Source organism: Colwellia sp. MB3u-41 (assembly GCF_014076845.1).
Classification (GTDB): domain Bacteria; phylum Pseudomonadota; class Gammaproteobacteria; order Enterobacterales; family Alteromonadaceae; genus Colwellia_A.
In genome coordinates this window covers 145,927-167,352 of the sequence record NZ_JACGUT010000047.1, presented here as the reverse complement: position 1 = coordinate 167,352, position 21,426 = coordinate 145,927, and the positions used below count along the sequence as shown (strand labels likewise).

Below are 21,426 nucleotides of genomic sequence, written 5' to 3'. Positions count from 1 at the left end.
ATAAAAAATAATAATATGTCATGTTTACTTTTTGTTGGTAGATGTGGGATTAATAATTTGACTGTAAACTAAATTTTTATAGCTTAATCCTCAAATTCAGCTGTAGTAGATTTATTACTCTTTAAATAATAAAAATATAAGGAATGTGTTTCATGAGAGGAATTTCTCTTAAAATATTAACGATGCTTACCATGTTTTATTCACTTGATAACCAAGCAGATACAACTTGGATCCCAATCAGTGTAGGAGATATTACAACATTCATTCCTTATACACCCACAGGCACTTTTGCTGCGCCAGCCAATGTTCATATATCTGAAAATAACGGAATATCAACAATATCGTGGGGTGATGTAGAGCATGCTAGTCAATATGAAATTCAAGCACTAAATTCCGCAGGGCAGTGGGTCAGCATTTTAATCACTGATGAATTATCCACGATTATTGATAGTCGCTTTTCCGGTTATACGAGCATTAGAGTCATGGCGTGTACCTATAACTCTTGTTCAAGCACAGGTGGTTGGAGTGGCCAAATCAATTTAAACGTTGAACCCAATGTTGAAAGAAATGTTGCACAACCACTAGCCCCTTCCTTAGCTGCGATACCACCTATTGATGCACTTCACGATGCTCGTATTGGTTTAACGCCAGGCAGTTTTAAAGTAGATGAGTCAGGTGCTGCAACTTATAACATACCCGTAAAGTTACCAGCAGGGATTGCCAATGTAACCCCAAGTTTATCGCTCAATTATAACTCTGGAAGTGGCAACGGTAGTTTAGGAATGGGGTGGAACCTTAGTGGTCTATCTGCAATTTCACGATGTCGACAAACACAAGAACAAGACAATGATATTGGCACTATTTCATTATCAAATGATGATCGTTTCTGCCTCAATGGCCAAAAACTATTAGCTGTTAGTGGTAATTACGGCGAGCCTGAAACTGAATATAGAACAGAAGTTGACAGCCAAGTTAGAGTTATTTCTAAAGGTAACTCTGGTGATGGACCTGCGTATTTCACCGTAGAGCGGGTAGATGGCTCTATTAGTTATTATGGTGGCCAAGATATTTCTGCTGCAAGAACGGACAGTCTTCATCTTAGTGCTAATGGCACAGCCTTCACTTGGTTTATTGCCAGTACCAGTGACAATTTCAAAAACATCGATAATTCAGTTTTCTTTTACTACAATACCGAAGCAGACGGTTTTGGTAAGAATGAAGTTGTTATAGATAAAATTGAGTATAGTAATAATAAAATAGAATTTAACTACCGAAGTGGGTTAGATCGCACTGATCAAGCTTATGGTTATATGCAGGGTGAAAAAGTAGAAGCCACGGCACTATTAGACGATATAGCTGTTTACAATCACTTTAGTACAACTTCCGCTATTCAAAGCTACCATTTAACGTATGAAAATGATGCTATAACCAATGTATATCGCGTTAAAGAAATTCAAGAATGTAATGGCATCGCGAGCGGCACGTGTTTACCAGCCACAGTGTTTGATTGGCATAATCAAACAAGTGCAAGTTCAGGAGCTATGGCTCCGAATAAGAGCCTTGATTTAGGCTCAGATACTCTTAAAGTAAGTGTCCCGTTTGATCTCGATGGCGATGGTTTTAATGACCTAGCGTATATCGTAGAGACTAGAGGGCATTACGACTTGTATATCAGCTACAACAACCAAGGTACGCTTCAACCACCCTCTCGCTTAGATTCATTTTCACTTAATAATGGTGTGCAGCCGAGCATAACGCCGTTAGATATTGACGGTGACAGTAAAATGGAAATTATTTATCCTCGAGGCTCTGCTAGCTTAAATAGGTGGGTTTCATACGACCTTGATGATGCAATAATTTCTACTATCCAAGATGATCGCACCGGCATAGACAGAACTACCACAAACTATATTAAGTATTTAGGGCCAAACATCTCGCAAACAGGTACTGACGTGATGTTTAACGATATAGATGCTGATGGTGACGCCGACATGGTATACCGACATAACGGTACAAACTATATTGTTAAAAATAGCTATGGAGATTTCGGTTCAGCAGTACCTGTTAACATATCTATGACTGGTGTCAGGTACAGTTCAAGCTCTATTGGCTCATTGTCGGTTTCTTCGCTTGTGTCTCATCTACCGCCTACTGACTTTAATGGCGATGGTCGTGCCGATGCTATTTTTAGAATTAGAGGTCAGGCTCAAGTAGGCTGTGGCGTGCAAAGTTATTATTTTTTGGCCGCCTTTGAATTAGTTGAAAATAATGGCACTTACAGTTACCAACTTGTTGAAAATATAGCTGATTCATATAGTAACTCGGCAAGTACTGAACATGGTGGTTTATTCACCAGCGACATCAATAGTGATGGACTTAGTGATATTCTGCACAAAAGTAGTAGTGGTTATAAATTACTCCTTGCAACAGGTGATGGCTTTGCAGATTCAGTAATCAATATTGCTCTGAAAGACAGTAACGGAGTCACTGTTAATAATGACGACATACAAAGTATGCAGTTTGTTGATGTAAATAAAGATGGTCAAGCAGACATTTTATATTTTAATAAAAAGGATGCTGAATGGCGTGTGCATCATCAGCAAGCAACAGTATTTGGTGCTAGCGAATTATTATTTGAAGAGTCAAATTTTGACTCGAATACAGACAGCACCTTGGTTGGTGACTGGAACGGTGACGGTAGGCTTGATACTGCTAAAATTGATTACAGCAGTAAAACTTTTTACTATCGTAGTAATTCCGATTGGTACTTCACCGGTCATTACCCTAATTTTGAAAGGCAATGGACGAACCAACCGGGTAACCGTATTCACACTATCACCAATGGTTTTGGTTTAAAAACTTATATCGAATATGATCTTCTCACCAATGATGAGTTCTATACCAAAGCAGATAACGCTGAAGATTTAACCGACTATGGTAATGGCTCACCCATTTATGACATTATCTCACCAAGCTATTTAGTGAGTACGGTTACCTCAGATGCCCCTGGTTATAATACCTCGACTAATTTGTATGAATCAAATAATCAAGTTAGCGTAAGTTATAAATATCAAGGTTTACGTGTACAAGCAGGCGGTCGTGGTAGTTTAGGTTTTGAAAAACTCACCAGTTATGATCATCAGTCAAATGTTACAACCGATACGGTATATCAGCAAAACTTCCCTTATATTGGCATGCCGAAGGCGACATTAAGTTACTTTGGTGAACCGCAGCTAAATGCATTAAATATTAATGGCACAACATCGGTAGCGACAAGCCAGCGCATTAAATATGCAATAAATAGTTATGGTGAAAAATGGTTAGAATCATCGACTATTGTCTTTCCATATTTAGACGTTAGTACGGAATACCAGTACAGCCTTAACGATGCAGGTACCGCTACAGCTAAAATAGCACAAGTTAATACTGATCATACTTATCAAGTGTATAGCGATAATCATGCAAATTTACAAACGATAGCGGTAACCACAAAAAATTCATACAATACGACTCTGTCAACAGTAACGACAACTAATACTTATGCGGATGAAAATGTAAGTAATTGGTGGTTAGGTCGCGTATCGAACACCTCTGTTACCCATAATCGCCCATCAGCGCATCCAGTAGCTCAAAGAGTTATCACGCGAAACTCGTCATTCGAATATCATGGCACAAGTGGTATGTTGAGTCTTGAAACCGTTAACTTAGGTGGCTCTGAAGCGTTAAGTACTTTGCATTGCTATGACACAAAGGGCAATGAAATAAAGACCATCGCATATGCCAATGTGGGTAGTGTTAGCTGTAGTAGTGCGCATATTGAAACAGAAAGTGCCGGGACTAACGGGTTAAATAATCGCGTGTTCCGCCGTGCTTTAACTACTTATGATGCTAATGGTCGCTATGTTATTTCGAAAGGTAACGATAAGTTTGCGGCGCTAAGTACTATCAATAGTCGTAATAATCGTGGGCAAGTAACCCGAACAACAGACATAAATGGTGTAGTTACTAACATTGGTTATGATGATTTTGGTAATCAGTATTATACCGGTAATAGCTTAGGGCAATGGAGTAAAAAAACACTTCATAACTATCTTGATTTCAGCTGGTCGGGTACATCAACATTACTTTATACGCAGTACACCACCTCATCAGATAAACCAAGAATGACCAGCCACTTTAATACCAGTGGTCTAGCCGTTAGCACTGAAAAAATTGGCTTTGACGGTACCATTGTCAAACAGAGTGTTATTTACGACGCTTACGGCAGAGCCGTAAAACAAAGCATGCCTTACTATACGGGCGCAACACAGTATTGGAATATTACCTATTTCGATGTTTTTGGTCGTGTGCAATCATCTGACACCGCAGCAGGTACCGCTAATGGTACATCAAATACAATGGTCTATAATGGCTTAACGGTGACAACAACCGTTAACACCAACGATAGCCATAACGTCTCACAAAGTCGTATTGAAACTAAAAGTGTTTTAGGTGAAAGCACCAGTGTGCAAGATGCTGCTGGTACTGTTCAATTCAAATACAACGCGGTTGGCAATTTAACAAAAGTTATTGGTGTAGATAACACAATTATCGAAACAACATATGATAATTATGGCCGAAAAATTGCCATGAACGACCCCGACAAAGGTAATTGGAGCTATAGCTATAATAATTTAGGCGAGTTAATAAGCCAAACAAGCGCTAATGGCTTTATCACCAAGTTCTATCGAGACAGTATTGGTAGAACAGTATTGCGTGCAGTTACGGGTAATAATGTTACAGATTATACCGACTATAGCTATTTTGCTTCACATTTGTTGCAATCGGAAAGTGATGGTAATCAAATCAAACAGTATTTCTATGATGCCTTTGGGCGAGCAGATATTGTTAGAACAACCTTTGACAATGTGACTTACAGTCAACAAGTTACCTATGATGAAAAAGGGCGATTATTTCAAAGTTTTGAAGCAGACAGCTCGAGCTTACAAGGCTGTGTAAACAATAGCAGTGCCGTTGGTAATTGTTGGGGCGTACAAAACCACTACAATACTTATGGTTACCTTGAAAAACAACTGGAATCAAGAAATGGCGCCAGTGCTAATGCTAAGGTTTATTACCAAGTAACAGCCATGGATGCCCTAGGCAATGTTACCCACTTTAATCAAAGCGACAACCTAACCTCTTCAATTAAAGGCTTTAACCAAGCGAATGGTTTTATTAGCACTATTAATACACAAAGTAATGGTGTTGCTATTCAAAGCAATGCTTACAGTTTTGACGGCCTAGGTAATTTACGCAGTCGCGAAAATGATACCCTGAAAACAGGTACATTAGGGCAACTAGAAACCTTTGATTATGACGATATCAATCGCTTAACAGATATTAATGATGTTGAAAAAGTCAGGTATGCGGCAAATGGCAACATACTGTGGAAGTATGATGTGGGTAATTATTGCTATAACTCAGCTCGGCCGCATGCAGTTAGTGGCATAGGCAGTGCAGGTTGTACTACGCAAAGTTATCAATATGATCCTAATGGTAATATGACCTCTGGTAGAGGTCGAACGATTGATTACAGTCATTTTGACAAGCCCGTAAATATTAACAACAACGAAGGTAGTACTCAGTTTACCTATGGCACCGACCGTAAGCGCTTTAAACGTGTAACAACCGAAGAGGTTGATGGTATCGACGTGACAACGACAACGTATTACCTTGGTAGCGTTGAAATTGTCAGTAAATCTAACTCGTCAGTGATCACTACGCGCCGTAACTTACCCGGTGCAATTGAGCTAAGACGTAGTAACGGTACCCGTGAAATTAGCTACTTACATAAAGACCACTTGGGCAGTATTGACACTATTTCAGACGCTAATGGCGACATTAAACAAAAACTGTATTTTGATGCTTGGGGTAAAAAGCAAGTTATTAATACGGGGAACTATGTCGCCAACTTAGGATCATTTAGCGCGATAACCTTAACGCAGTTACTTGATATTACGCCAAGAGGCTTTACCGGGCATGAATCTGTAGATCATGCTGATATTATTCATATGAACGGTCGGATCTACGATCCAACATTGGGGAGGTTCTTGCAGGCTGATCCGCATATTCAGGCACCTAAGAATAGCCAGAGTTATAACCGTTATAGTTATGTGCTGAATAACCCTATGAGCTATACCGATCCGAGTGGGTATTTCTTTAATAAATTATTCAAAGGACTGAATAAGATGTTTGGGAAGTTTGCTCCATTTGTTGGTATGGCAATGATGTTTATTCCTGGGATGCAAGGAATTGGCGGGGCAATCCTTAAAGGATTTATCGCTGGTGGGATAGCAACAGGTAGCCTTAAGGGGGCCTTAGTAGGTGCCTTTAGTGGAGCTGTATTTTATGGGATAGGACAACACTTTAGTGGTGTTGGAGCAAATAATGTAGCCAATGGTGTTAAGGGGCTTAATGAATTTGGTGGAAATATGCTTACTTCGGGCCAAGTCGCAGGGCAAATAGCCAGTCATGCAGCGGCTGGAGGTATAATATCGAAACTTCAAGGGGGGAAATTTGGACACGGATTCTTTAGTGCTGGTGTTACTAAGGGATTAGGTGGTGCATTTTTACCTGGCGGAGAGAATTTATCTGGCGGAGAAATTGTCGGCGGCACGGTAATTTCTGCTGTCATTGGTGGTACAGCGTCTGCAATTTCAGGTGGAAAGTTTGCTAATGGTGCAAGGACTGGTGCTTATCAATTTATGTTTAATCAAGCCAGTAAAGCAAATTACTCTAAAATATGGAAGGATATGAAGCGAACATGGAGTGATTATTGGGATAATGCGAACAGCGAGCTATCTGGTGTTTATGCTGTTGGCTATGAAGCTACTGCCGTTAAAAGTACTATCGGTATTAAAGCAGGTTACGGTGTATATTGGGATACAAAAAATGATGATGCAGGCTTTTATCAAAAGTTAGGTTATAACCCGAACCCTTTAAACATGAATGAAGCATTTGGTAGTGAAGTTAGCCATGGCATGTCGTTTGATTATAGTCCATCTAGAGGACATTTTTTTGGTGACTCCGTTGAGTATTCCGTACCTTTAGGGCCTGTAGGGGCTGATTTTGCGACAACTTATGGGCCTGGCATGCCGCAAATGACTTCATGGGGGGTTGACATTGGTTTTGGTGGAACAGGTGCTAGTATGATGCATATGACCACAACACCAATACCATATCGTTAAGGTTAACTTTTTTGAATTATAGAGAAACGAGATGAATACTTATTTTGAAACGGTAATAGAGCTTAGTAGTTTTAGCTATTATTTTTATATTTCTCTGTCCTTATTGGCTTTATTGTTTTATAAAAAAATGAAGGCTATATATGACTCAAAAATTCTAAAAATCACTAAGATTAAATATAATTTTGTTATTGGGGTTGTACTGATTTATGTTTGTATGAATCTAATAAAGACATATCAAGTAAGCCAACTTAAAAATGAGATTGCAAATAAAAATATTGAGTTAGTTGAAGGGATGATAGAAGGGTATATTTCAGAAAAAATAGCTAGTAGAGAGGAGTCGTTTATTATTAATAATGTTAAATTTGAATATAACGATGTAGCTACTCCAAAGTATTTTTTTGCAAATAGAAAAAGGAGTGAAGGAGTTATTTCAAATGGTAGATTTGTTAAGGTATCCTACTTTGTTGACGGAAAAACAAAGAACATTGTTAAAGTAGAAGCTAAGCAATAAAAGTATATTAGAGGTTTATTTCAACCGCCCACGGCTAGTTGCCCGAAGGTTTGGCTTCTTTGGGAGCAAAGAAAATAGCCCTATATAACCTATAGGGCTTTTTGTTGCGTAATATCAATATCCAGCTTACCTATTGTTGATATATTTTAGCTAGATTTATTAATGTGTTACTGTCATTATCTAATTATTGGTACAAGGACTTTCCAAACCCTCGCTAGCCGAGGCTTTGTAATATAGAGTCAAAGTGAGGAAGAATTCATAGGGAATTGCTAATGGATGTGCAACAAAAACTAGATGTACGTAAAGCCTTTAAACTGCGTATCCATGAGTCAAATGGAAATGCATTCGAAGATTTATTTTGCGATGTGATGCGTGCATCAAACAAGGACTTTAAAAAAGTTAAACCACAAGGGCGTATTGGTGATAGAAAAAATGATGGTTTTATCCAATTTGAAGGAAAATATTATCAAGTTTATGCCCCTCAATCTCCGACTGGCAATCCGACTTCCGCCACCTTAAAACTTGAAGGTGACTTAGACGGTCTAATTGGAAATAAAAAGGGACACCCCCAAATTAGATTGATTAAAAAGGTCAACTAGGCTTAGTATATTGTTTGATTTTTAATTAATAGGTTAAGCCATGACCCGCGCCAGAAAAGAGCAAGTTTGTTTAGATGCTACGCCTTACTATCACTGTATTTGTCGCTGTGTACGTAGGGCGTTTTTATGTGGTGATGATAAGTTCACAGGTCAGAACTTTGACCATCGTAAGCAGTGGGTGGTTGATAAAATAACCACGCTTTCAACTATTTTTACTATTGATGTTTGTGCATATGCCGTAATGAGTAACCATTACCACTTAGTCTTGAAAGTTGATAAAGATAAAGCGGATAGCTTAAGTGATTATGATGTAGTGATGCGTTGGAAGCAGCTATTTAATGGTCATATTATGGTTGACCGTTGGCTAACCAACAAAGCAACCACTCAAGCAGAAAAAGACAAAACACTTGAACTTATTCAGGTATGGCGAGCACGCTTATATGATTTAGGTTGGTACATGCGTTGTTTAAACGAAAGCATTGCCGTACAAGCAAATAAAGAAGATAACTGCAAAGGGCGTTTTTGGGAAGGTCGGTTTAAGTCCCAAGCATTACTTGATGAAACGGCATTATTGTCTTGCATGGTGTATGTTGATTTAAACCCAATTCGCGCTGCTATTGCAGAGACACCTGAAAACTCTGATTTCACTTCCATTCAACAACGGCTAAAAACGGTTGCTAAAGCAGGGATAAAAGAAAGTAAACAAGCACAGCCTGATAATATATTACCATTTACTTATTATCAGCCACACAGTAAGCAACAAATAGGTTTACCGTTTAAACTCATTGATTACTTTCAATTGGTGGAATGGACAGGGCGATGTATTCGAGAAGATAAACGAGGGTCTATCCCTGCTCATATTAAACCTATATTTGAACGATTTATGGTGAATGAGCAAGATTGGCTTGAAACAATAACCGCATTTAATCGGCATTTTATTCACGCCGCAGGTAGCCCAGTAAATATGGCCAAATGGGCTGTTTCTACCCATCGAAAATGGTGTGCCACTCATCGAACGTTAAAATTATATAAAAATGTAGAACATTAACCCTAAATTTTTATGTGAAAGCCGAAGGTATTAATTGTTCAGACAATAACTTGAGCAAATCTGTTTTTATAGTGTTGAACATAAAATGCTTTTGAACTTTTTATGCAATGTTGTCCAAATTCAGTTGACTGAATATGGAAAGAGTTGAACGTAAAGTAATACGAACATAGAGGCGTTACTAGTTTAATGATGAATGTCTGAAATAGTGAAAGTAGTCTTATTTTAAATATAACCTGAGATCTGTTTAAGAGAGACGCTTTCTAAACAGCCATCAATCCAAATTCACTCGCTGATAATTTAATACGTGGCTTTTGCTTCTCTAAGCAATAGGCCACTATGCCTGAAATTACATTTAACATGAAACCTGTCTCACTTCGGTAGCGACTATGCCAACTTGTGAAATATTTTTTAGCTGGTCATTTATTGTTTCAATTATGTATATCTTTGATAGCATTGCTCTATCAAATAGGGACATTGCCTTAGTCTTAATATTTCTCCGAACGGTAGTTACTAAATCGATATCACTTTCAGCTAATTTTTCACTGAGATTGTACCTATATATCCTTTATCTGCATAAAGCTTTCCTTTAAGGTTTTTGCATAACTCAGGGATTGGCGTTCTATCATTTGTATTACCAGGTGTTATCTTCAGAGAAATAATTTCACCTATGTGGTTAATCAATAAATGTAGCTTAAAACCGTAAAACCAACCCATGGTTCGTTTTCCTCGTTTGGCTATACCATTAAAGGCCCTATTACGTGGGATACGAATGTTGTGACATACTTTCAGGCTTGTAGAATCGACAAAGGCAATGCCTGTGGGCTTTCCTTTAACCGTTTGAAAATAAGCGCACATAGGAATAATTAACGCGGACATTTTATGTAAGAAACGCGTATAGCTTAACAAGGTAGGGAAGTCTTCTCGCCAATATCGTTGAACTAATCCCATATAGAAGTTCTTGAAATCCCTATGGTTTGATTGATGAAAAGCAATAACAATAGACAGACATTTACTCGTCGTCATCTTTGATTGGCGCCTTCGCTTCTTAGTCCCATTTGCGATTAACTCGGCTTCCCATACAGGTAAAAATTTATGAAAAAATCATCGACATCACAAAATATATCTATTAACTTATTCATCTGCCCACCTTTGTTGCTTTTAAATCGTTTTTAGTCGAAAGTTCTGATCGCGAGGTGGGCAATTAATTTAATTTTTATCCATTTCTCAGGTTAATTAACAATTTATTGAATAAAATGTAAATAGTTAGTTACAATTTATATGGAGTTATATATCATGCTTGGAAATTTATGTGTTTAAGTCGTTAGGGATGATGACGAAAAACAAATTTTCATTATTTAACCTTTCACTTTTGTCCCTATTTACTAACTCCTAGGGATTACATGCCTCAGTTATTTACTTTTTTTTCGATAATTTTAAAATTAAAAATCATTGCTTTAATGGTGTTAACGCTGTGCGGAAAGGCATTTGCGGCGTATCCAAGTACACCTAACCTTTCAGTTCCAAGTAATGATAGTGATGGTGGTTATACTGTTTCATGGCAGCCAATTACATCAGCTACTCGTTATGAATTGATGGGTGAGTTAAGCGGCACAATATATGCCGGTACTGGTTTATCATTAAGTAGAAATAAACCTAATGGAACTTACTATTATAAAATTAGAGCTTGTAATGCCAATGGCTGTAGTGCTTTTTCGATAAAGAAAGGTATTACCGTTAATATTCCACCTGTGCCATCAACGCCCTCAATGCCAAAGGCTTCTATTGCAAATGGTAATAATATAACTGTTTCATGGATTGCCACAGCTAATACACAACATTATTATCGTCAGGTGAGTATTAATAATGGCGCATGGCAAAATAGAAATAAGTATACGTTTAACACTGTACTGTTATCTAATCAGCAAGTGAGAAGCTATCGTTACAGAGTACAAGCGTGTAACATTAATGACACATGTTCTAGCTACTCCTCTGCTTCTAAATCGATATCTGTTTTACCCGAACCATCAGTTCCATCAAAGCCAAATGCCTCTATCGCAAATGGTCATGATATAACTGTTTCGTGGAACGCCACGGCTAATACGAGTCATTATTATCGTCAAGTGAGTGTTAATGGTGGTGCTTGGCAAAATAGAAATCGATATAACACTACGAGTATATTGCTTTTAGATCAGGAAGCTAGAAGTTATCGCTATCGTGTACAGGCTTGTAACTCCGATGAAATCTGTTCTGATTATTCTCCTGCATCAGATACGGTTACAGCAGCCCCAAAAAAACCAGAAGCTACAGTGATAAATGGCAATGAGATAAGGGTTTCATGGGTTGCAAATGCAAATCATTACTATCGACAGGTGAGTATAAATAATGGTGAGTGGCAAAATAAAACTCGATATGCCACTACCAGTATCCTGCTATTAGATCAGCAAGAGAGAAGTTATCGTTATCGTGTACAAGCTTGTAACCCTAATGACATTTGCTCTGATTATTCGAAGGCATCAGACCAAGTAACTATTGTCGGTCCAAAACCTATAGCGACAGTAACAAATGGCAATGAGATACGAGTTTCGTGGGAGTCATCTCCAGATGGTGAGTATTACACTAGAGAAGTAAATATAAATGGGGCCGGCTGGCAGAATGCTACTGACTTTACAACAAAGACTGCAGTGTTCATGCACCAACAGGCTCGAACCTACGAGTACCGCGTAAGAGTCTGTTACAGTCTTAATGATTGTTCACCTTATTCGCTAGCATCGGAGCCGGTTACGGCCGCGCCCCCCAAACCGCTTGCAACTATCTCAAATGGTAACGATATCACTGTTTCTTGGATTGCTGATGCACATCACTATTATCGACAGGTAAGTATCAATGAAGGGGCGTGGCAAAATAGAAATCGATATGAAACCAACAGTGTTGTCCTTGTAGATCAGCAAGCGAGAAGTTACCGTTACCGTGTTCAAGCGTGCAGCCTTGATGAGGTTTGTTCTGATTATTCATTGGCGTCAGAGCCAGTGAAATCGGAACAATTAGCTATAATATATCAACTTGATTGTACGGATGATGTTGATTGTTTAGAAAAAAATAACTATTACATGCTTTATGATAACAAGTATTATCAGCTGAATTTAAATGCTGAAAAAGCCAACGTTATAGAAATGACCGCAGAAGAATGGGCAAGTTTAGGTAAGCTAGTGAAAAGTGTTTTTAAGGCGGCGATATGCGGTGCAGATACCATATGTGAAAAGTATCATGCCAATAATTTTTTAACAGTCGATGACTCTATTGTTTATCAAGCAGATGATAATAATTTTTATTTTACTTACCACGAAAAAATATTGCATTACAGTGTACTAAATGGTCAGAGAAGTCTTGTTGTAAGCACCCAAACGTGGGATAAACTTTCAGAACAGTTTACTTTAATCGAGAGCGGGTTGAAGCTTTTAAATAATGAAGTCGTAACAGGTGAACAAGAATACCTACAGTTAATTAGTGTCGATACAAGGGAGGTGTTTTCGTTTGAACATATTGATAGTAATTATGAACATGTTAATAGAAAGATTATCTTTGTAACTGATGAGTAGAGTGAAAAAAATGCTGCAAAGCATTCAAAATAACAATATAACATTTGCCAGTAGCATTAGGTGCTAAGGAATGCATAACATGACCGTAATAACCCAGCTATAATTCTTTATATTACGTTGCTTTTTTCTGCACTAAGTCATGCAGAAACAACATGGGTGCCTATAAATGTAGGTGACATAACAACCTTTATTACTTATGTGCCTAGCTCCGGGCTAACAGCACCAAATAATGTGCAAATAACAGAAAGTAACGGTGAGTCGGTTATCTCTTGGGGTAACGTTGAGCATGCCAGCCAATATGATATTCAAGCACTAAATTCATCGGGTGTGTGGGTTAGTATATTAATAACCGATGCACTTTCAGTGGTGTTAGATGGGGTTCTTAGTTGGGTAATATATGGAAAAAACCAACCCTGATCTAGACTCCTCACCAACGGAGCCAGAGAAGGTAGATGAAGCATATTTATCCTTTAGTTTTAGAATCGAATTCAGTCTTAATCTCTATTTTAAGTGATTTTAATTGTCCAACTATAGTTGGTTGATAATAAACTTATGGTACAACTACTTGTTTAAGGTAGTAAAATTTTATTTATTATACTGATAATATTTGAATATTAATAGTTGAGCGAAGTGGAAAGTATTAAACCAAGTTTACAAGAATTAGATAAGTGGTTGAGGGTCAAGTGGTATGTACTAGGTGTACCTTGACGTGGTCTAATGGATTCGACTACCTAGTTAAGAGATAATAATCTTAACTGGAGATCGAAAATGACAAAACGTAAAAATATTCAAAAGAATTCAAACCTGATGCTATCGCTTTAGTCGTTGAGCAAAACTATAGCCAGGCAGAAGCCTCAAGAAACTAAGGTGTTAATCCTAATATGCTAGGTCGTTGGATCAAAGAAGCTGACAATGAGGATGGTCATGCTTTTCGTGGTAACGGGAAATTAACACCCGAGCAAGAAGAAATCCGCAACCTAAAAGCGTAAGTTAAACGTTTAGAAATGGAGCGTGAGATCCTAAAAAAGCGACGGTCTTCTTTGCCAAAGAAACGAAGTAAAATATTCGTTCATTGCCCAACATAAGAAGATCTGGCCTGTGGTAGTAATGTGTCACGTACTGGGTGTTAAAAGTAATAAACTCTATAGCTTTCAGTAGCGTAAAGTAAGTGCCGCTGATGATCTAACCCATCAAGAAATGATTGCGTTGATCAAAGATATTGCTAAATTCAGTGACAATACTTATGGCGCTAGGCGGATTAAAAAAGTACTCAATACATTAAGCTTTCCGGTTAGTCGACGTAAAACGGCTCAACTCATGAAAGAAGCGAACGTTTGGGTTCGTTATAAAAAGAAATACAAGGCAACAACGAACAGCGACCATAACAAACCCATTTATCAAAATGAGTTAAAGCAAAACTTTGCTGTTGAAGCGCCAGATAAAGCGTGGGTAGGTGATATCACCTACGTTTGGACATCAGAAGGTTGGCTATATTTATGTGTGGTGATTGACTTATATTCACGAAAAATCGTGGGTTGGAGCATGGGATCAAGAATGAAAGCGCAGCTTGTTTGTGATGCATTAACAATGGCTATTTGGCAACGACAACCTAAAGCAGGGTTAATAGTTCATTCAGATCAAGGCGTTCAGTATGCCAGTCATCAATATCGTCGATTGCTCAAATTAAATGGGTTTATTGGTAGTATGAGTAAAAAAGGGTGTTGCTGGGATACTCAGTCTATAATTTTAGCCAATTCTTAATGCCAACAATCAGAGGGCAAGATGTTGGTACTAAAAAACGTTATGCGGGGATCGTAGAAAAAAAGGGCAAGTCTGAACTTATTTTTAAAGGTTTAGAGAGTGTTCGCACCGACTGGACAGAATTGGCAAAAACTTTTCAACGAGAGTTGTATTTAAAAATATTTAACGGCGAACCTTTTGCCGACTATGTCCGCAGTATTGTTGCTCAAACCTCTGCAGGGCAATTAGATCACTTACTGGTTTATCGTAAGCGTATTCGCCGGCAATTAGATCACTATGTTAAAAATGTGCCCCCGCATGTCAAAGCTGCACGTTTAGCTGATGACATTAATAAAATAAACAATCAGCCGTTAAAGTATCAGCAACGCGGTTGGATAGAATATTTCATTACGACGTCTGGTCCGCAAGCTAAAGGTTATGTCAAAGCGCCCTTAGATTACCAGTTTTATATTGACCGACAATTAGCGACTGTTGCCGATGCTCTTTTACCTTTTGTTGGCAGCAGTTTCGAAAAGCTAACCAGTGATCAAATGAACTTATTTCAATAAGTCTATCGCTGTAATTATTGTAAATAAATCGTGCATCATGCTTGGAAAGATCATAAGGTAACTTTATTAAGTTAGCTATTTAGATGGCTAAATGAATTTTATGCTTTAGGATGAAAAATCATGATCAACGATACCAAAATAGTCAATGCTGGACGAAAATCAAAATGGACACGTGGCGTTGTTAATCCCCCGGTAGAACGTGCATCAACCGTTGTTTTTAATACGGTTAAAGAAATGAATCACGCAACCGCTAACCGCGGCAATCAGGTGCTTTTCTACGGACGAAGAGGCACCTCAACCGCTTTTGCTTTCGCAGATGCAATGACTGATCTTGAAGGCGGTGCAGGTTGTGCCATTTATCCATCGGGTACTGCGGCGATCACTAATGCTATTCTTTCGTTTGTTAAAACCGGTGATCATATTTTAATGGTTGATACCGCCTATGAACCAACACGCGATTTTTGCGACAAGATATTGGTTAACATTGGCGTAGAAACCACTTATTACGATCCCACTATGGGTAAAAATATAGACACACTTATCAAAGATAACACCCGACTTATTTTCTTAGAATCACCTGGCTCTATTACTATGGAAGTACAAGATGTTCCGGGTATTGCTGAAGTTGCTCACCAGCATGGCTGTATTGTTATGCTCGACAATACTTGGGCTGCGGGGGTCAATTTTCAACCTTTTGACTACGGTGTTGATATTTCGATTCAAGCCGCGACTAAATATATCGTTGGTCATTCAGATGTGATGTTAGGCACGGCAACGGCGACAGAAGAGTACTGGCCACAATTACGTGAAAATAGCTATTTAATGGGACAATGTACGTCGCCTGACGATTTATATTTAGCGATGCGTGGTATTCGCACCTTAGGTGTTCGTTTAAAACAACACCAAGCCAGTGCCCTAAAAGTAGCTAATTGGCTGGCAACACGCGATGAAGTTGATGTAATTCTTCATCCTGCTTTTGAATCATGTCCGGGCCATGAATATTTTAAGCGCGACTTTACGGGCGCTAACGGTTTGTTTTCTTTTGTGTTAACGCGTGGTGATAAGCGGTCACTTAATGCCTTACTCGATGGTATGGAACATTTTAAAATGGGCTATTCTTGGGGAGGTTTTGAAAGTTTGATTTTGGGTAATACTAATGTCGGGCGCATACGCACAGCAACTCAGTGGCATTATGAGTACCCATTAATTCGTTTGCATATAGGCTTAGAAGATGTTGATGACTTAATTGCCGACCTTGCTAGAGGTTTTGATAGATTAAATGCGGCGTTGGAAATATCATCGTCTAGCTGATGTCGTTAAGGGTATTTACGGTTAAGTAAATACCCTTGTGAGTTATTGTCTTGATACGATTATCGAGCCGAAATTACTGGACTATTATTTAAGGTAAGGGGCAAATATCTGTTTCTATTTTTTGATAATAATCAGCGGTTAAACCAAGTAATTGTGGCACTGTTGCTGAAATTGCAATCGAAGAGAAAGTACCCACTAAAACGCCGGTGAATAGTGATATAGAAAAACCTGCTAAAGACTCTCCTGCAAACCCCCATATGGCAATAATAGTCGCTAATGTCGTTCCTGAGGTGATCATCGTTCTTACTAAAGTTGATTTAATGGCTTGATTGATCACGTTATCTATATTTGCATGATTATTTGATTTCATTATTTCTCTTATTTTGTCACCGACAATAATTGAGTCGTTTAATGAGTAGCCAATAATGGCTAACAAACTGGCTAAAATTGTTAAATCAAAGGATAAGCCAAACCATGCAAATAACCCGAGTACGATAAGTACATCATGAAAAAGAGCAATAACAGCACCCGCGGCTAAACGCCACTCAAATCTAAAAGACAAATAGATTAAGATGACAATAATTGCGGTTAATAGCGCTAATCCACCTTGGTTAATTAATTCTTCACCGACTTGGCTTCCTATGTAAACGGCGTCTTGAGGCGTGATGTTTAACTGATTTTTGTCAGCAAAATGAGTTAGCCATTCCTTACCTTGTAAACTGACGTTATTATCTGCTTGTTGAACACTCCAATGTGTTCCTTGTTCAGCAGAGGTTAATTTAAAGCTTTCAGGGAGATAAGCACTGAGTAAGGTCTTCATTTTTGTTTGGCTAAGGGGATTTTCCGTTGAAAATTCAGTAAGGTAACCGCCAGTAAAATCTAAACCAAGCGCTAAATTTTTGCTCAATAGACCAGAAAGTGCAATAACAATAAATATTGCTGCGCAATAAAAGCTGGCAATGCGAAAGTAGCTTAAAGTAAAGTATTTATTAAGTTTCGTGGTACTCATACGTTAACTCCCAATAATTGTGTTTTATTTTTTCGAATAACCATGTTTGTTAATCCCTTTGAAACAAAAACACCCGTAAACATACTGGTTAAAATCCCTAAGCATAAAATAAGTGCAAAACCTTTAACCGGACCATTTCCTATAGTGTACAAAATAATGCCAGTGATCATGGTGGTAATATTGGCATCAAGAATTGTTGAAAAAGCACTTTTATAACCTTGTTCAATGGCTGACAACACTTTATGGCCGCGCTTTAATTCTTCTTTTATCCGCTCAAAGATAAGAACATTGGTATCAACAGCCATACCAACCGTTAACACTAAACCGGCAATACCGGGTAAAGTCAGTACTGCACCAGGCAGTAACGACATCAACCCAAGTAAGCTGATCAAATTCAATGTTAGTGCTATATTTGCAATGACTCCTAAAGAACGATACCAAAAAACCATAAATAACAAGGTGATACTAATACCTACGCTAAGGGCTTTAATACCCTTTTTGATGTTATTTTCACCGAGTGACGCCTCAATGGTGCGTTGTTTTACTATAGTGACTGGCGCTGTTAGCGAACCTGCTCGCAATAATAATGAGAGTTCTTGTGCAGCCTGTTGGCTTGACATGTTAGTGATACTAAATATAGAGCCAAGGTGTTGTTGGATTGTAGCGACGTTAATGACTTTACTTTTTTTGACCATTTGATTTTCAGCATTTCGATAAAATTCAGAAAATACCGTTACCATAGTATTACCGATATTTTGCTTAGAAAATTGCGACATCTTCTTACCACCGATAGCATCTAGGGTAAGATTGACTAAAGGCATGCTCATTTGATCTTGTCCTGCTCGTGCATCTTTAATATTGCTGCCTGAAAAAACCACCTGGCTGTTTAAGATGAGTGTTCTGCCATGTTCATCTGACATGCGCAATATACCTGCTGCCTTTGAGTTTTCTGCAAGCTGATAAAAATCGAGTGAAGCTGTGGCACCTATGATACGTTTTGCTTCTTCGGGATCATGAACACCAGGCAATTCAATGCGAATATGATTTTTTCCCTGTTGCTGTGTTATCGCTTCAGTTATCCCTAGCTCTGCTATTCTTCCTCGCATTGTTTTTAATGTTTGCTGCATCGTTTCTTGACGAAATTGAGCTGTTATTTTTGAGGAGTATGACAACGTCACTTGGTTATGCTGATTTTTTTGCTGGGATAATTCAGGGTAGATTGCTTTTAGTTTGCTAAAAAGCGTATCAACTTTACTCTTCGCTACGTTAGGAAAGCTGACAGAAAGGTTTTGTTGATGTGCTTCAGCAAATTGGCTTGCCTTGCTTTGAATGACATTAACCCCTCGAATACGTGCTTCCATGGCAAGTGTTTTTATCGCTAATGCGATGTTTTTTAAACGATCAAATAAGGCTTGTTTTGTATCAACATCAAGCACAAATAATACCCCGCCACTTAAATCTAAGCCTAATTTTATTGGCTTAGCATTAAGTGACTCTAGCCATGAGGGTAAGCTATTTACCTTGTTAATTTCAATAAGGTAGTCATCTTTTAACTTATTATATAACAGTGAGTTAATTGATTTTATATTGGCTTTGTTACCGTATGTAATTGTTGTTTTTTCGCTAGTAACATGAATTTCATCAACAGATAAATTTTGCTGATTGAATAAGTTTTTAAGTTCTGCTGTGGTTATTTGTTGAACGCTTGAATTAATAGGCAAGAGTTCAATTTTTACTTTATCGACATATAGATTCGGTAAGGCACTGACTAATAAGAAAAGTAAGGTGAATAATATTAATAGATTTTGCCATTTAAAATAACGATATGGCTTTTTCATCGGTGAGTTCATCATAAAATCTCGTAAATTCTTGTTGCCTTCGCTTTCTAAATTTTAGAAAAGGGCATACAACAAGGGCCACGGTTAAAAAGTGGCAGAAAAAGGAAAAAGATTGTTTAGTAATTGTTAGATGATGAATCTATGAATGGTAGGTTATGCTAGCTGTGTATAAACTATTGCCATCTTTCCAACCTGCAAGTCGATTAGAACTTGAGCGATGGCTAAGTTGCTCATACCAATTAATATGCACAGGCGGATTAGCCAGATTTTTAAATAATCCAGCGGTGAGTTTAACTTTAAAAAACTCAATAACGAGCAGGTAGTTCGGTGTAGTCTGTATTTCGTTAGTAAATAATGATGAACAAATGCGATTTAATCGTGGCAAGTTGAATGATTGGTCAGGGGCATTTTCATCGACGAACAAGGTAAAGTCAGGAGATAAAGGAGAGTGACTTTTTTCAATCGTTAATGTAGTGGTAAAGGTTATCTTATTCGTAAAATTTTCAGCAGGCAGAGCATTAGCTGTAGAAGCTAATACAAATAAAAACACCACTATCGAAAAATTTCGCCACATAATAAAATTAGATTGTTTGTTGAAGCTTTATTATAGACAGATAAATATTGAGGTTTCAATGGTTGTATAAAATAAACTGGCAGGAACTTCGATAAAAATAGGATGACAACAGCCATTATAAACCACTTTATGAATATATCGTTTTTAAGGCATTTTCTATTGGTATTGTCTGTTTAACACTGATAAGTTGTTGATGGGTTAACCATCTAGGAGTCTAGCCAGCGAGTTAGACATACACAATGAAAATAATAAAACACTAAAGTGTGCAATTACTGTCCAGTTTTAGTGTTGATGTAAAGAGAAATGACTATGTTCTACCAAACCGACGACGTTCGCATTAACAAAATAAAAGAATTATTACCTCCTATCGCATTAATTGAGCGATTTCCTGCTTCTCAAGAAGCGTCTAAGTCGGTGTTTTCTGGGCGTAAAGCCATAAGTGAAATTTTTAATGATAAAGATGATCGCTTGCTCGTGGTGATTGGTCCATGCTCAATACATGATACTGAAGCCGCATTAGAATATGGTCAGCGATTAGTTAAATTACGTGAAAAGTATAAAGATACCCTTGAAATTGTCATGCGGGTTTATTTTGAGAAACCTCGCACAACAGTCGGGTGGAAAGGGTTAATTAATGACCCGTACATGGATAATACTTTTAAGCTTAATGATGGCCTTCGTATTGGCCGTAAATTATTACTCGATTTAAATGATATGGGTATGCCTACAGCGGGTGAGTTTTTAGACATGATAACGCCACAATATATGGCTGACTTTATGTGTTGGGGAGCAATTGGTGCCCGTACTACGGAAAGCCAAGTGCACAGAGAACTCGCTTCAGGCTTGTCTTGCCCGGTTGGTTTTAAAAATGGCACTGACGGCACAATTAAAGTCGCTATAGATGCTATTGGCGCGGCAAGTGCTTCTCATCATTTCTTGTCGGTGACCAAATATGGCCATTCTGCTATTGTGCAGACAACGGGTAATAAAGATTGTCATATTATTTTACGTGGTGGTAAAACGACAAATTTTGATGCTGACAGTGTAAAAGTCGTCACAGAGCAGTTAGAGAAGTCTTCACTTAATACTAAAATTATGATCGATTTTAGTCATGCTAACAGTAGTAAGAAATTTAAAAATCAAATGCTAGTTTGCGATGATGTTTGTCAGCAAATTAGCGGTGGGAATCACAATATCTTTGGTGTGATGGTTGAAAGTCATTTAGTGGAAGGTCGCCAAGACCTCGTTGATGGTGAAGTCGCGACATACGGTCAAAGTATTACCGATGCTTGTATTGGCTGGACCGATACAGAATTACTGTTGGCTCAATTGAGTGAATCAGTTGCTACACGTAGAAAATAAGTTTATTGACTGTTTCATTTTAAGTAGCATAAAAAAGCCA

At 38.1% G+C, this 21,426-nt stretch carries 12 protein-coding genes and 2 pseudogenes; 10 read left to right on the top strand and 4 right to left on the bottom strand.

Annotated elements, in window-relative coordinates:
* Window positions 1–152 precede the first annotated feature (152 nt).
* The 4 genes from H4J73_RS03135 to H4J73_RS03120 all read left to right on the top strand — a co-directional run bounded on the left by H4J73_RS03135 (window position 153) and on the right by H4J73_RS03120 (window position 9,387).
* A complete protein-coding gene (locus H4J73_RS03135; RefSeq protein ID WP_182223708.1) occupies window positions 153–7,229 on the top strand; it encodes an RHS repeat-associated core domain-containing protein in 7,077 nt (2,358 codons plus the stop codon).
* A 31-nt stretch (window positions 7,230–7,260) separates the two neighbouring features.
* Window positions 7,261–7,740, top strand: a complete 480-nt coding sequence (locus H4J73_RS03130) for a hypothetical protein (RefSeq protein WP_182223707.1) — start codon at window positions 7,261–7,263, stop codon at window positions 7,738–7,740.
* Window positions 7,741–8,012: 272 nt separating this feature from the next.
* Window positions 8,013–8,339: a hypothetical protein gene (locus tag H4J73_RS03125; RefSeq protein ID WP_182223706.1), complete on the top strand. Its 327-nt coding sequence runs from the start codon at window positions 8,013–8,015 to the stop codon at window positions 8,337–8,339.
* A 40-nt stretch (window positions 8,340–8,379) separates the two neighbouring features.
* Window positions 8,380–9,387: a transposase gene (locus H4J73_RS03120; protein ID WP_182181123.1), complete on the top strand. Its 1,008-nt coding sequence runs from the start codon at window positions 8,380–8,382 to the stop codon at window positions 9,385–9,387.
* 260 nt (window positions 9,388–9,647) lie between these two features.
* Here H4J73_RS03120 and H4J73_RS03115 read toward each other — a convergent pair.
* Window positions 9,648–10,526: pseudogene (locus H4J73_RS03115) on the bottom strand (IS982 family transposase).
* A gap of 261 nt (window positions 10,527–10,787) precedes the next feature.
* Here H4J73_RS03115 and H4J73_RS03110 point away from each other — a divergent pair.
* The 5 genes and pseudogenes from H4J73_RS03110 to H4J73_RS03090 all read left to right on the top strand — a co-directional run bounded on the left by H4J73_RS03110 (window position 10,788) and on the right by H4J73_RS03090 (window position 16,603).
* Entirely contained in the window at window positions 10,788–12,983 is a 2,196-nt protein-coding gene (locus tag H4J73_RS03110; RefSeq protein WP_182181122.1) for a fibronectin type III domain-containing protein, read from the top strand.
* Window positions 12,984–13,139: 156 nt separating this feature from the next.
* On the top strand, window positions 13,140–13,400 hold the full coding sequence (locus H4J73_RS03105) for a hypothetical protein (RefSeq protein WP_182181121.1): 261 nt from the start codon (window positions 13,140–13,142) through the stop codon (window positions 13,398–13,400).
* Window positions 13,401–13,795: 395 nt separating this feature from the next.
* Window positions 13,796–14,714 (top strand): annotated as a pseudogene (locus H4J73_RS20330) (IS3 family transposase); the annotation flags it as partial.
* 29 nt (window positions 14,715–14,743) lie between these two features.
* Entirely contained in the window at window positions 14,744–15,292 is a 549-nt protein-coding gene (locus H4J73_RS03095; protein WP_182181120.1) for a DNA polymerase domain-containing protein, read from the top strand.
* A gap of 120 nt (window positions 15,293–15,412) precedes the next feature.
* Window positions 15,413–16,603, top strand: a complete 1,191-nt coding sequence (locus tag H4J73_RS03090) for a cystathionine beta-lyase (protein WP_182181119.1) — start codon at window positions 15,413–15,415, stop codon at window positions 16,601–16,603.
* A gap of 88 nt (window positions 16,604–16,691) precedes the next feature.
* Here H4J73_RS03090 and secF read toward each other — a convergent pair whose 3' ends face one another.
* From secF to H4J73_RS03075, 3 genes are all read right to left on the bottom strand, one after another.
* Window positions 16,692–17,612 (bottom strand): protein translocase subunit SecF, encoded by a 921-nt coding sequence (gene secF, locus H4J73_RS03085; RefSeq protein ID WP_182181118.1) that lies wholly within the window; start codon window positions 17,610–17,612, stop codon window positions 16,692–16,694.
* A complete protein-coding gene (gene secD, locus H4J73_RS03080) occupies window positions 17,609–19,462 on the bottom strand; it encodes a protein translocase subunit SecD (RefSeq protein WP_404851856.1) in 1,854 nt (617 codons plus the stop codon). Before secD ends, secF begins: the two co-directional genes overlap by 4 nt.
* A 127-nt stretch (window positions 19,463–19,589) precedes the next feature.
* Window positions 19,590–20,003, bottom strand: coding sequence for a hypothetical protein (locus H4J73_RS03075; RefSeq protein ID WP_182188810.1), 414 nt, complete (start codon window positions 20,001–20,003; stop codon window positions 19,590–19,592).
* A 330-nt stretch (window positions 20,004–20,333) separates the two neighbouring features.
* On the opposite strand from H4J73_RS03075, the gene aroG reads away from it, so the two are divergent.
* Entirely contained in the window at window positions 20,334–21,386 is a 1,053-nt protein-coding gene (aroG, locus tag H4J73_RS03070) for a 3-deoxy-7-phosphoheptulonate synthase AroG (RefSeq protein ID WP_182181115.1), read from the top strand.
* The last annotated feature ends 40 nt before the right edge of the window (window positions 21,387–21,426 follow it).